The sequence below is a fragment of the Lactobacillus sp. LL6 genome, assembly GCF_007570935.1.
Lineage (GTDB): Bacteria > Bacillota > Bacilli > Lactobacillales > Lactobacillaceae > Lactobacillus.
On record NZ_VLLR01000001.1, the window covers coordinates 1267505 to 1283295 of the forward strand.

At 36.5% G+C, this 15791-nt stretch carries 3 protein-coding genes; all 3 read right to left on the bottom strand.

Annotated elements, in window-relative coordinates; all coding sequences use genetic code 11:
- Positions 1–100 precede the first annotated feature (100 nt).
- Entirely contained in the window at positions 101–2344 is a 2244-nt protein-coding gene (locus tag FOD82_RS09780; protein ID WP_186277718.1) for a mucus-binding protein, read from the bottom strand.
- Positions 2345–2500: 156 nt separating this feature from the next.
- On the bottom strand, positions 2501–12967 hold the full coding sequence (locus tag FOD82_RS06170) for a YSIRK-type signal peptide-containing protein (protein ID WP_144355604.1): 10467 nt from the start codon (positions 12965–12967) through the stop codon (positions 2501–2503).
- Positions 12968–13328: 361 nt separating this feature from the next.
- On the bottom strand, positions 13329–15668 hold the full coding sequence (locus FOD82_RS06175; protein ID WP_144355605.1) for a YSIRK-type signal peptide-containing protein: 2340 nt from the start codon (positions 15666–15668) through the stop codon (positions 13329–13331).
- Between the last annotated feature and the right edge of the window lie 123 nt (positions 15669–15791).

Here is a 15791-nt window from a genome sequence, read left to right on the forward strand (position 1 = left end):
TAACATATATAAATAACTATTGTTACTATTTATTTCCAAGATAAAATATGAATCATTAGGAAAAAAAGCAACGCACCATCTGCGTTGCTTTTTGCCTAAATTACTTACGCTTACCTGTTAAACCAATCAGACTAATTAAAGTTGCGGCAACTCCAAGTACCATAGCAGCTGTACTTGTATTGTGATCACGAATTGCCTGTCTTTCTCTTTCACGGTCAGTTGGTCTAATTCTATCTGCTTGAGGGATAAAGTGGTCGTATCTGCTTGGCAATGCTGGATTTCTCATTGCTACAGGTACATCTTCATTTCTCATTTGCGTTGGAGCAGTTACTTGTTTTTCTTTATTTTCAATTTCCTTTTGAGCTTCAGCAGCTTTTTCTTCAGGAGTACGCTTCTTTCTAACCCCAATAGTAAAAATTTGTGTCATTAAATCATTATTATCGAAACGTTGAATAACACCATCACGGTCAAAATTATTAAATACAACTTCATAACCAGCATCTTCAATTGCTTTAAGTGGAATTTCAGTACTGTATAAGTCATTAATACTTTCGCCCGGCTTACCAACTAACGGACCTGATGAAGTTAATTGTGCACCATTTTTATCAATATCAATAAAGTTAATGATTGCAACTTGATCATGTGGCTCTACTGTAGTAGTAGCATCACTAACTTGACTTTCTACATCATCGGGTACATTTTGAGCAACAGCTGCTGGTCTATCTGCACTAGATGTTTGAGCTGGTTGAGCTTGAACTGGTGTAGCAACAGCTGCTGGAGCTTTTGTATCTTTTTTAGGCTCATCTTGATTTTCAGCTTTTTCAGGTTTAATTACATTAGAGCCTACTACTTGTGGTTGATCTTCTTGACTTGCCATATTTTCCTTTTCATCCTGATCTTTAAACTTATTTTTGCCTACTGGAATAACTAAAACATCATTCTTGGCATCAGCCTTATAAGTTACTTTTAAGTCCTTATCTGGTTGATGAGGTGTAATTGTCATCAATTCACTACTATATCCTTCTACTGTAGGAACAATTTCATCAGGCATTACCTTAGTTGGATCAGTCTTGAGCGTAGTAAATACAGGTTGATCTGCACCTTCAATTGGATCACCATTTTCATCAACCGGAATAATCCGACCATTTTCAACATAGTTTACATTAACAATTCGATCTTCACGAGTAATCGGTTGTGCCTTAATTACTTTAACATCAGTGTGGTAACCAGGAACAACTGGAACTTCTACATCATGGAAAGAGTCAGGATCAACAATCCAATCAGTAGTATATTTTCCATTTTCAATTATCTGCCCAGTTGGAGCAATTACAGTAATTGAACGATCCCAAACAGCATTCTGAACACTGTTAACTGGAGTCTTTTCTCCAGCTCCTTCAAAATCAACAGCAAATGTTGTTTCTTGATGATATTCTGTTGGTTTTACTTTATCATTAGGGTGATCAATATTAACTTGTGCTAATTCATGCTTCATTGTAATGATAAAAGTTGGTACAACATCATCACTATTTAAATAAAACTGCACTTCACCATCAGGATTAAAGCCATTATTTACAAGAGAATAACCCTTTTCCTTTAATTCATTAATTTTAGTTTGAGGGTCATACTCAATAGGAGTGTTTGGCATACCAGATAACTTATCTGAAACAATTTCACGATTGTCATCAGTTATATCAACAAACTTAATAATGGCTGCTTGTTCATCAGTTGAAGAATCTTTGTTGATTTCATATTCAACATTATATTCTCTATCAGGATCATCAACATTAACCAGCTCTCCACCAACTACTGTCTCATCAGGAATATAGCTTGGAATAGTTGGAGTCCCAATCATTAAGTGACATTGACTTTCAGGGTTCCATCCCATGTCTTCAACCATTTTGTGAGTAACTTTATCAACTTTAATCGTATGATTGAATACAATATGCGAAACATTATCCTCAGGTGTTCTACCCGCAGCTCCACTATAATGAACAGTTTGCGTACCGATCTTTTGGAGCTGTTCCTTACTAAAACCCCATCCGGGATTATCTACATCTACAACTTCATAGCCATGACGAAAGCTAATCACATATGGAGTATCTTCATCATCACCAAAAAGCGGCTTTTTGCCGTCTGGATCAAACTTGTTTTCAACAAGAACATATCCCTTGTCTTCTAGTTCCTTAATCTTAGAACCACTATCAAATTCGATAGGAGTGTCCTTATTACCCTCCAACTCGCCAGAGGTTCCAATCTTAGCTAAATCGTTATCTATATCTATGAAGTTTACAACTGCTTTTCGGCCCTTACCAAAAAGAGCCATCTTTCTTGTTAGTTTATTCATTAGATTCTAGCCTTTCATATACATCTATTATAATACGAGATAGTCTATTTTCCCAAGTTTCACACTAAAAAAGTTTAAAAAAAGCATAACTTCTTTACAGAAGCTATGCTTTTTCTATATTCATACTTAAATTAGAGAACTAAATTCAAGTATATACTAATCTTTCTTACGACGTTTCTTTACACCAGCAAGACCAATCATGCCGATTCCTGCGGCAGCTGCTCCTAAGATTGCTGCAGAAGTTTCTTCATTATTGTTCTCACCTGTTTGTGGAAGAGTTGATTTAGTAGTGTAATGCTTCTTACCATTCTTATCAACATATCCTACAACCTTGCCATCTCTGATAATATTTCCATTTTCGTCGATAGTCTCACCATGAGGTCTTACAGTATCACTGTAATCTCCATTTTGTGAATGTGGACGAATATTATTATTCCAATTGTTATTTTCGGAATGAGGACGAATATTGTTATTATAGTTTGGCTCAGCTGGTTTGTGATTAGTTGGCTTAGGTGAAACCGGCTTATCTGGCGTTGTTGGCTCATCCGGTGTATCAGGTTCATCTGGTTCTACTGGAGTTGTCTTCTTAGTGTATACAACTTCAGTATCCTTAGTTGGATCAGTTGGTGTCACTGTATTTTGACTTGGGGTGTAGCCATCAATGATTGGTACATTTTCATCTGGCACTACCTTAGTTGGATCCTCTGGATCGTTCTTGTATTGTGGCGTTTCTGCTCCTGGAATTGGATTATGATCTGGATCCACTGGAACGATCTTGCCGATCTTGTGGTAAACAACTACTACTTCCGCATTTGGATCATTTGGCGTTACTGTCTTGCCGCCTGCTGTCTTGATCTCTGCGACGTAGCCCTTGATTACTGGAACATTAACTGTACCAAATGTGTAGCTGTTTTCACTTGGTACTCCATTTGTGATTGTAAATGTGTGTGTTTGTACATCTGAATCTCTAAGTGGAGTGTTGTTATTGTCTCCATCTACAAAGGTGATCGTTTGCTTACCTACCACTGTAGTTACTGATGGTTCTGGTGTTGGAGTTACTGGAGTATCTGGCTTAGTGTAAACCACTTCAGTATCCTTACCTGGATCCTTTGGTGTTACAGTGTTTTGATTTGGTGTGTAGCCATCAATTGTTGGTACTGGTTCATCTGGTACTACCTTGGTTGGATCATTAGGGTCAGTTACATAAGTTGGAGTTGATGCATTTGGAATCTTGTTTCCTTCTGGGTCAACTGGAACTATCTTACCATTTTCAGTGTAAGTTACTGTATCTTCCGCCTTTAAATTATCTGGAGTTACTGTCATACCGCCAGCTGTTCGCTTATCTGCATGGTAACCATCAACTACTGGAGTATCAACTGTACCGAATTCATGACTTGAAACATTCCAAGAACCGTTGTCGATAATTTCACCAGTTACATTGTCAAAAGTAATATTCTTAGTGAAATCGAAACTTTGAACATTATCCTTTGGAGTCTTATTATTAGCTCCTGTGTAGTGGATTGTTTGAGTTCCTGTCTTCTTTAAATCATCAAGACTTGTTCCATCTGGATACTTAGGACCATCTGGATTATTTGGATCAATTGGATCACCTGGGTGACCTGGATTGTCTGGAGTTACAGTAGTTGTAGTGTGTTCTACATAAATAGTAACAACTTGTGAACCCTTTGTAACTTCACTTGGAACAGTCACATCTGGATTGATTACCTTGTAACCCTTGTTAGTCAACTCAGTAATTACATCATTCTTGTTGTAATCAACCTTTTGACCTACTTCTTGTTCTCCTGAATCATAACCATAATTTGGAAGATCCTTGCCAGTTGTGTTGTCATGAACGTTAACAATAACTTGTCCCTTATCTGCTGGAATTGGGGTGTAGATGACTGGAGTATCTTTACCAGGATTATCTGGAGTTACTGTTGGTACTTCTGGAGTATAACCTGGAATATTTGGTACTGGTTCATTTGGTACTACCTTAGATGGATTGTTTGGATCAGTTGGGTAAGTTGGATTATCAACATTTGGAATCTTATTACCATTTGGATCTACTGGAACAATCTTACCATTTGGTTCGTATGTTACTACAACTTTATAACTATTAGTATTGTGATCTAAAGTTACGCTCTTAATTGAAGTATTTCCATTGCCATCTTTACTGATAGAAGTTACGTGGTAGTTTTCAACAAATGGTACATTTTGACCAGAAACGGTTTGAGCTGGACTCCAAGTAAGTGGAGTAGTCCATTCACCAGTTACTTTATCAATCACACCTTGTGCTGTGAAGTGAACAGTTTGTTCAACTGGAGCATGAACTTCTTTACCTTCATTATCTACAAAAATAATAGTTCTTGTAACATCTTTAGATACATCGCTTGAGTCACTTGGCCATTTAGGTCCATTTGGATCATTTGGATTAATTGGTTCACCAGGTTTTCCTGGGTTTGTTGGGTTAACTGGTACAGTATCGTGTTCTACATAAATAGTAACAACTTGTGAACCCTTTGTAACTTCACTTGGAATAGTTACATCTGGATTGATTACCTTGTAACCCTTGTTAGTCAACTCAGTAATTACATCATTCTTGTTGTAATCAACCTTTTGACCTACTTCTTGTTCTCCTGAATCATAACCATAATTTGGAAGATCCTTGCCAGTTGTGTTGTCATGAACGTTAACAATAACTTGTCCCTTATCTGCTGGAATTGGGGTGTAGATGACTGGAGTATCTTTTCCAGGATTATCTGGAGTTACTGTTGGTACTTCTGGAGTATAACCTGGAATATTTGGTACTGGTTCATTTGGTGTAACTCTAGTTGGATCACTTGGATCAGTTGGGTAAGTTGGATTATCAACATTTGGAATCTTATTACCATTTGGATCAACTGGAACAATCTTACCATTTTCAGTATAAGTTACAGTTTCTTCTGCCTTTAAGTTATCTGGAGTTACTGTCATACCACCGGCAATACGCTTATCTGCGTGGTAACCATCAACTACTGGAGTATCAACTCTATTAAACTCATGACTTGAAACATTCCAAGAACCGTTATCAATAATCTTACCAGTTACATTGTCAAAAGTAATTTGCTTAGTAAATTCAAAGCTCTTTACATCATCCTTAGGAGTCTTGTCACCTGCACCTGTGTAATGAACTGTTTGAGTAGCAGTTCTCTTTAAGTCATTAAGACTTGTTCCATCTGGATACTTAGGACCATCTGGATTATTTGGATCAATTGGATCACCTGGGTGACCTGGATTATCTGGAGTTACAGTAGTTGTAGTATGTTCTACATAAATAGTGATGTTTTGAGTACCCTTAGTTACTTCATCTGGAATTACTTCATTAGGGTTCAATACCTTGTAGCCCTTGTTAGTTAATTCAGTAATTACACTATTCTTATCATAATTTACCTTAGTACCTGCATCTACATTACCAGTTGTGTATCCGTATTGATCAAGATTTTCACCAGTAGTGTTGTCATGAACATAAACATTTACAACACCTTTATCAGCATCTGGCTTAGTGTAAACCACTTCAGTATCTTTACCTGGATCATTTGGTGTTACTGTTGGAGTTTCTGGAGTATAACCTGGAATGTTTGGTACTGGTTCATTTGGTACAACCTTGGTTGGATCACTTGGATCAGTTGGGTAAGTTGGGTTGTCGACATTTGGAATCTTGTTTCCTTCTGGATCAACTGGAACAATCTTACCGTTTTCAGTATAAGTTACAGTTTCTTCTACTTCTGGATTATCAACAGTAACAGTCTTACCGCCTGCAGTCTTCTTGTCTGCGTGGTAACCATCAACTACTGGAGTATCAACAGTAGTGAAAGTATGGCTATCTGGAGTCCAACCATTATCTTGAATGATTTTACCAGTTACGTTATCAATCACTAATTCATGACTGAAAGTAGTGTCTTGAATATTATCCTTAGGAGTCTTGTCACCTGCACCTGTGTAATGAATAGTTTGCTTACCTTCCTTAGTCAAGCTATCCTTACCAGTATCTTCTGGCCACTTAGGACCATCTGGATCGTTAGGATTGATAGGTTCTCCCGGCTTACCTGGATTACTTGGGTTAACTGGAGTAGTTCCGTGCTTCAACACAACTTTGAAAATTTGTTCGTTACCATCAATGTTGTCAAATGCAGCATCGGTTGGGAAGCCATCATTTACCAATACATATCCTTGATCAACTAACTTCTTAATTGTTTCTGCAGTTGAGTAAACAATCTTGTCACCTGGTTTACCAGTTAATTCTGGTGATTCAGTGATGATCTTATCATTTTCATCTTGGTCAATGTATTGAACTCTAGCAATTTGATCCTTGGCTTCTGGAGTTTCATCCTTAGTATATGGAACTGGAGTATCCTTAGTTGGATCTTCTGGAGTTACACTTGGTACATTTGGTCTATAACCTGGAACATTTGGAACTGGTTCATTTGGAGTTACCTTAGTTGGATCTTCTGGATCATTTTGGTAACTTGGAGTTGGTGCGTCTGGAATTTCTTTTCCACTTGGATCAACAGGAACGATTTTACCAACTTTATGATAAGTAATAGTAATTTCAGCATTTGGATCTTCTGGAGTTACAGTCTTACCTTCTACAGTCTTGGCAGCAGTTACATAACCCGTAATTACAGGTGCTGTTGCATTCTTATAAGTATGAGTATCTTCATTCCACTTACCAGTTGTACCATTCTTAATAAATTCAAAACTATCATTTACTTCATCTGGACGAAGTTGATTGCCTTGATCATCAACATAGTGAACAACTTGAGTACCAGTTACTTTAGTATCATCCTTAGTGTAAACAACTGGAGTATCCTTAGTTGGATCTTCTGGAGTTACACTTGGTACATTTGGATTGTAACCTGGAATATTTGGAACTGGTTCATTTGGAGTTACCTTAGTTGGATCGTTTGGATCATTCTTATAAGGAACTTCTGGTACATTCTTAGATGGATCACTTGGATCTGGAATTGGATTACCATTTGGATCTTGTGGGACGATGTTACCAATCTTCTTGTAAATAACAGTATCTTCAAGATTTTCTTGAACCGCTTTGTCACCTTCAACATAAGTTGAAACAGCTTTACCATTCTTGGTCTTAGTCATTGCAACATAGCCGTCGATAACTGGAACATTAACATTCTTGTAAGTATCAATATTTGATTTCCAAGCTTCGTCTGGATTTAAAATTTCACCAGTTACCTTGTCAATGTTCAAAGTACGAGTCCAAGTTGAAGTTTGTACATTATCATCTGCAGCCTTAGTTCCATCTTCATATTGGAAGTGAAGGGTAGAAGTATATTCCTTACTCAAGTTATCCTTGCCAGAGTCTTCTGGATACTTAGGACCATCTGGATCATTTGGATTAATTGGTTCACCAGGTTTTCCTGGGTTTTCTGGGGTAACTGGAACAATACCATGCTTCAAGTGAACTTCAAAGTTGTTTACATCGCCCTTCTTAAAGACTTCTTTACCATCAGTAAAGTTACTTGAAACAAATTCATAACCCTTATCTTCATAATCCTTAATTGTACTTTGAGTTGTGTAGTTAATTGGATCGCCAGCTTCACCCTTTAATGGATCAGTTTGCAAAGTAGTACCAGTAGTATCATCAATGTAGACTACCTTACCAGTTGCTGGATTCTTATCCTTGTTGTAAATAACTGGAGTGTCCTTAGTTGGATCTTCTGGAGTTACACTTGGTACATTTGGAGTGTAACCTGGAATATCTGGAACTGGTTCGTTTGGTACAACCTTAGTTGGATCTTCTGGATCATTCTTATAAGGAACTTCTGGTACATTCTTAGATGGATCACTTGGATCTGGAATTGGATTACCACTTGGATCTTGTGGGACGATATTACCAACTTTATTGTAGACAATAGTAATTTCAGCATTCGGATCTTCTGGAGTTACTGTCTTACCTTCTACTGTCTTAGAACTAGTTACATAACCTTCAATTACAGGAGCTGTTGCATCTTTATACTTATAGCTATCTTCATTCCACTTACCAGTTGCACCATCTTTAGTAAACTCTACACGATCATTTACTTGATCTGGAAGAAGCTTATTACCTTCACTATCTACATAATGAACAGTTTGTTGACCAGATACTTGAGTATCATCCTTAACGTAAGGAACTTCTACATCCTTAGATGGGTCTTGAGAGTCTGGTTCAACTGGATCACCTGGTTTACCAGTTTCTGGTCTATAGCCAGGAACACTTGGTTTTTCACCATTATCAACCTTAGATGGATCATTTGGATCTGTTGGGAATTGTGGGTGATCTTGTCCTGGAATTGGGTCACCTGTAGTCTTATCAACCGGAATAATATGACCATTTGGTGCATAAGTTACAATTACTGTGTAATCATTTGCATCATGGTTTACTGTTGCACTATCAACGTTTACATTATCGTTTGAATCTCTGTCAACGCCAGTTACATGATAGTTTTGAACTACTGGAGTCTTTTGAGCTGCAAAAGTTTGATCCTCTGACCAAGTAAGTGGAGTTACCCATTCACCAGTTACTTTATCTAAGACACCTTTAGCAGTAAAGTGAACAGTTTCAGTAACTGGAGAGCTTACTTCTTTACCAGTGTTATCAACGTACTTAATAGTACGAGTTACATCTTTAGTTAAGCTAGTAGCACTAGTATCATCTGGATACTTAGGACCATCTGGGTCATTTGGATTAATTGGTTCACCAGGTTTTCCTGGGTTTTCTGGAGTTACTGGAACAGTACCGTGCTTCAAGTGAACTTCAAAGTTATTAGCATCGCCTTCTTTAAAGGTTTCATCACCATCTTTAAAGTTACTTGAAACGAATTCATACCCCTTATCTTCATAATCCTTAATTGTACTTTGAGTAGTGTAGTTGATTGGATCGCCAGCTTCACCCTTTAATGGATCAGTTTGCAAAGTAGTACCAGTAGTATCATCAATGTAGACTACCTTACCAGTTGCTGGTTTTTCATCTGGAGCATAAGTTACAACTACTGTGTAATCACTGTCATTGTGAGTAAGAGTTGCTTGAGCAACATTATTGCCATCGGCATCCCTATCCACGTTAACTACATGATAACCATCAACTGTTGGTGAAGTTACAGCTTTAACTGTTTGATCTTCTGACCAAGTCAGTGGAGTTACCCATTCACCTGTTACTTTATCTAAGACACCACTTTGAGTAAATGTAGCCTTTTGATCAACTGATGGAGCAACTTCTTTGCCAGTGTTGTCAACGTACTTAATAGTACGAGTTACATCTTTAGTTAAGCTGGTAGCACTAGTATCATCTGGATATTTAGGTCCATCTGGATCATTAGGGTTAATAGGTTCTCCCGGCTTACCTGGATTAGTTGGGTTAACTGGAACAGTACCATGTTTTACGTGAACTTCATAATTACCACCATTTTCAGGCATTTTTCCATCTAAATTAGCACTAGTGAAGCTATCACTTACTAAGTCATAACCCTTATTTTCAAGGTCGGTAATTGATGGTTGAGTAGTGTAATTTAAGTCACTACCTGGAACACCCGTAATAGTCTTATCATAACTAGTTAATTCAGTATTAGTAGTATCATCATAATATTTAACTGTTACTGTTTGTTCAGCTGGACCCTTCTTGTAAACAACTACAGTTTCATAATTTTCTGGTAAACCAGTAATTCCTTTATTCTTAAAGTCATCAGTTAATTGGCCATTTTCAACCACACCTTCAGTTGGCATTTGGAACTTAGCAGTAACGCTAGAACCATTAGCACCAACAGTTACGCCCGGTGCATTAGTAGATTGAATAGTTGCAGTATAACCGTCAAGAACTGGTGAATCTACTTCAGAATATGGATTTTCTTTTGATGTATTAACAGCATTAGTAATTTGCCAACCACTATCTTTTGAAACAGCATAGTTATTCTTAAGGAATTCAAGTGTTTCATCAGAACTGTGAGTTGAAGCATATTCTTGAACCTTGTTTAAAGCATCAGGAGTAAGATCTAATTCAATTTGACGATCTAAATCAAGCTCTTGAGTTTTAACGATTGGATTTCCACTTGCATCAGTTACTGGAGTACCATCTTCATATACATACTTAATGATGTTCTTATGAGTTCCACTAGCTTCAGTAGTAGTTGAGTGTGGGAACCAAATTTGATGACTAGCACGCTGAGTTGAAATACCATATGCAGGAGCATTCTTACCAGTATCAGGAGAACCATTATAGTTATGAACTTGGTTAGCTCTAATTCCACCAGTAAGTCCAATACCATTAATAGAAAGATCAGGGTTAGCATTATTGTTATATGGATCTAAAGTTTGGAATCCATTCATTGGAATCGAAACACTGTTTACATTAAGCCAAAGTTGCTTAGAACCATTAGACTTAATTCGTTGGTAAACAACATAATTAGATCCACCAATATTTACAACACCTTTAGTACCACCCATATAAATTAAGTTAGAAGTATACTGGGATGAAGTATCGTTGATTTCATCCCCACCAACAGGCATCCAACCAGTAGTTTCACCACCATTTGAATAACGTTGTAAGTTTACATAAAGTGGATCTTGAATATCAACTCTTGAATTAGCATTTCCTAATGGGAAAGAAATAAGTTCTGCATAGAAGTTAGTGTTATCATCACGAATATCAACAGTAGCACCCTTCTTAGAAGTAAAGGCAGCATTACTACTTGAACTACGTGAATCAAGTGAAACAACATCATCCCATGCATTATCACCACGACCTTCGAGAATTACTCGGAAGGTTGCATATTCACCAACTGTAATATTTCCTCGTTCGTTAACACCAACATAGTTATAACCATCATAACTACCAGAAGGACCACTTGAACTAGTTTTACCAACTGAGTGCAAATAAAGAACTGAGTGATCGGAAACATTAATATTACTATCGTTAGCTAAATCAAGCGCTACACCACGACCCTTGTTTTCAAAATGAACATTGGAATAATCACCGGTAGTAAAGTTAGAATTATTACCTAAAATAATACCATCACGACCAGTAAAGTTGAATGTAGTGTGGTCTCCTAAAATAACATTAGTTGGTCCAGCTTGACGTGATTGACCTGTACCATAACCACCAAAACGATCCTTATCAGTTGAATTTGGACGACCTGCACCGATTGCAATACCTTGACCAATGCTAGTATTTAAGTTAACAGTAGAATTACGACCTGTAAGGAAGTTACCACCTTTTTCCATAAATACACCAGCATTATGATAACGAGCTGTATCAGTTGCGCCGTTAGTATTAGTATTAATATTTAAAGTTGCATTATCGTCAACCTTTACAGTTGAACCATCTGCTAAATTAATACCATCTCCTACAGCTGCTCGATTAATAGTCAAAGTTGCATCATTAAGAACCTCAACTCCTGAACCTTCGAAGTTAGCTTTGCTACTAGTGTTTGAGCCAACATTAGAAGTTACAGTTCCCTTAATTTGAGTTTTACCGCTACCACCAACACTACCGTTAACAGTAACATTATCTAAAGTTAAGATGGCATTATTAGAAATAGAACCTGAACCACCATTAAGAGTTAAAGTAGCACCATCTAAACCATGGATAATGAAGTTCTTAGTAAGATTCAAATCACCAGTAAGATTAATGTTACCCTTTAAGTTAACACCTTGGATACTGCTATCCCAACTATTAGCTGCACTAAGCAAGTCCATAGCATTATCAACAGTCTTGAAGTTCTTTTCAGCCTCGTTGATTGCATCATTAGTCTTTGCGGCATTAGCATCGTTAATTGCACCAGAAATTGCACTTCCTGCTTGACCAATACCACTAAGAATATCGTCCCAACTTACTAAGCTTGCACCAAGTTGATTTTTCAAAGCAGCATTTGCCTTACCTAATTCACTAAGTTGAGCAGTGTTTAAAGTTGTAGTTGTAGCATCTGCCTTAGTTTCCTTTGAATCAGCAGTTGAAGTTGCTTTCTTATTAGCTTCATCAAGTTTTGTTTGTAAATCAGTGTTTGTTGTATCTTCTGCTTTTTCAGCACCCTTAAGTGCACCAGCATTAATATCATCTTTTTTATTGTTAGTCTCATCTGCGGTCTTTTGACCATTTTGTGCAGCAGATTCGATTTTTTGAGCCTGAGCCTTCTCGTCAGCTTGGCTACTTGTTATTTCAGCTTTCTTATTCTCTGTATTTTCAGTTGCTTTCTCAATATGAGTTTGTGCGTTTTGAGTAGCTTCTGCTACTTTTTGATCAGCAGTATTCTCATCATTACTTTTCACTGCTTGATCTGCACTTTGACTTTGATCAGATGACTCTTGAGTTTGATCAGTAGTTTCAGTAGATTGTGAAGCATTACTTGCATCAACAACTACCTTATCAACTTTTTGAGTATTTACTACAGCATTTTCACTATTTTGTGCCTTATCAGCATCATTGTTGTCAGCTTTTGTATCAGCGTTTGCAACATTAGCATTATTGCCTAACCATAAAGTGGTTCCAAGAAGAACAGACGCAGCACCAACTGTCAACTTACGGATTCCGAAGTGAGATTGGCGTTCAGCAGCCTGAGCCATCTTTTGAACGCGATTATTTTTAGAAACCATTGTTCAGCCTCCAAATTCCTAATTACTCATTTTCTTAAAATATTCCAAAAAATAATAGCCACTCCCTAGTGGTTGTATTTTCATCACCTCTATATAATAACATGTATTATTTTAAAATCAAGAATAAAATTACACCTGTTTTTATTCGCTTCAGCTATACTTTTATAGTTTTTTGTTAAATAATGCTTTTTTTATTTCAGTCAGTCCTTACAGTCCGTAACAGTCTAGACAAATCTATTTATATCTCTAAAAATTGTTTTTTATACGAAAAATAATTCTTATTTTGTATGCAGTTTTATTTTTAATTCATAAAAAAACAGGATGCTTTAAAAACATCCTGTTTTTAAGTTCTTATTTTTTGTTAAAACGCAAACAAGTTAAAGTGAAATTGAGGAAATTGAATTTTTGGAACCTTAATAGTAATACTATTCCAAGATAACTTTGGAAGTTGGAAACCAAGCTTTTGATTAAATTTATAAAAATCTGTCTTAATAGTTGCCACTTGTTTTTGAATGCCTTCTTGAACTTGCTTGATTATTTCTTGTGCTTTAGTGTAAGCAGTCTTCAAAGAACTGGTACCATAGTGAACTACATCAAGTAAAAGCTTTCCAGCCTTACCATTAATTACATCGGTAACTAAAGCCCTTACATCAGCATTCTTAATGCCCGCGATCAACTTTTGAGCAACTGATTTTTGATTATTAGCAAAATCAGGAATGATATTCTTAAACTTATCTAACCAACTAGTACCATTATGTTGGCTAATACTTGCAGTAACTTTTTGAATGATACCTTGAATGCCTCCAAGGTTGGCTACAAGCTTTTGACCAGCTGCTTCACTTTCTTTCAAAACACCATTCCAATTGCCACGAATCATATCTTTTGCCATATTTTGTACATTTGGATCAGAAATGATCGAACCTAGTTGACCAATCACTTGTTGCATTTGAGCTTGAGTCATGCTTGGAATATTGAACTTCTTAAGTTCTTGTTGCCAATCACTACCTGCAAGTTTTCCAGTTACATTTTGAATGATGCCTTGAATGCCTCCAAGGTTGGCTACAAGCTTTTGACCAGCTGCTTCACTTTCTTTCAAAACACCATTCCAGTTGCCGCGAATCATATCCTTTGCCATGTTTTGTACATTTGGATCAGAAATGATGGAACCTAATTGACCAATCACTTGTTGCATTTGAGCTTGAGTCATGCTTGGAATATTGAACTTCTTGAGTTCTTGTTGCCAATCACTACCTGCAAGTTTTCCAGTTACATTTTGAATGATGCCTTGGATGCCGCCAAGGTTGGCTACAAGCTTTTGACCAGCTGCTTCGCTTTCTTTCAAAACACCATTCCAATTGCCGCGAATCATATCTTTTGCCATATTTTGTACATTTGGATCAGAAATGATCGAACCTAATTGACCGATCACTTGTTGCATTTGAGCTTGGGTCATGCTTGGAATATTGAACTTCTTGAGTTCTTGTTGCCAATCACTACCTGCAAGTTTTCCAGTTACATTTTGAATGATGCCTTGAATGCCTCCAAGGTTGGCTACAAGCTTTTGACCAGCTGCTTCACTTTCTTTCAAAACACCATTCCAATTGCCGCGAATCATATCCTTTGCCATATTTTGTACATTTGGATCAGAAATGATCGAACCTAATTGACCAATCACTTGTTGCATTTGGGCTTGAGTCATGCTTGGAATTTCAAAGCTCTTTAATTGAGTTTGAACATTATTGGAAGAAGCAACTGTTTTATTTACTCCATAAAGTTGTGCAATTTGTTTAGCATTCTTTTCATCAATTTGATTTGCTTGAAGAGTGTTATTAATGCTTGTTTGAAGTTTCACATTTCCAATATTTGCAAGACTTGATTTAAGATCAGAATTTGTGGTATTTTTCACACCTTGTAAAGCAACTTTAGATAAATCAAAATCTTGAATATTAGTCTCCGCCTTAGTTTGCTTAGCTGACTGTTGAACAGAATCTAAACTATTAGCAAATAAATTTGAACTAGTATTTTGACTTGGCGTATTCAACTTAGCATTCTGAACCTGAACTTGAGCAGCTGATTGAAGAGCTTGTTTAGTTGAATCACTTAAATTAACGGTAGAATTATTTTGTATATTAGATTCAGTTTGATTATTTTCAGCAATATTATTCTCAGTGGTACTCTTTTCAGCAACTTGAGAATTATTTTGCTTATCAATATTTACTGAATTAGTAGAAGCTCTATCTTCTTTACTTTCTTCATTATTTGTAGATTTTGAAAAATTTTCACTAGTTGTTCTATTTTTTTCAGTCTTTACTGAAACATCAGAATTAACTGTTAATGCTGGAGTTTCTGACGCTGTTTCATCAGTATTTTGTACAGGCTTTTCTGCACTTTCTGAAATAGTTGAAGTATTTTGATTCGAAGTGTTTCTACTTTCTGGTACTTGATTATCTTGAGAAGCGACAATAACTACTTTCTTAGCATTAGAAGTATTATTTGACGCAACTGCTTTAGCCTCTTGACTTGCATTATCTTGATTACTATCGTCAACAGTATCTGCTTTAGCAGTATTTGCATTAGTCCCAATCCATAAAGTTGTTCCTAATAACACTGATGCTGCTCCAATTGTTAACTTACGAATAGCAAAATGTTGTTGACGCTCTACTTGTTTTGTTTGCTCTGTATAATTGTTTTGTGAATTCATCTTAAAATTCAGCCTCCAACTTCTCTTATTTCTATTCTTTGATCATTACAAGTATATAATAACACTTTTTATTTTATTTAGAAGTATTTCCCTTTTAAACAAAACAAAAAGAGTAAATCACAG

Coding starts and splice junctions, on each gene's coding strand:
- FOD82_RS09780 (WP_186277718.1), bottom strand. CDS start 2,344: ATGAATAAACTAACAAGAAAGATGGCTCTTTTTGGTAAGGGCCGAAAA.
- FOD82_RS06170 (WP_144355604.1), bottom strand. CDS start 12,967: ATGGTTTCTAAAAATAATCGCGTTCAAAAGATGGCTCAGGCTGCTGAA.
- FOD82_RS06175 (WP_144355605.1), bottom strand. CDS start 15,668: ATGAATTCACAAAACAATTATACAGAGCAAACAAAACAAGTAGAGCGT.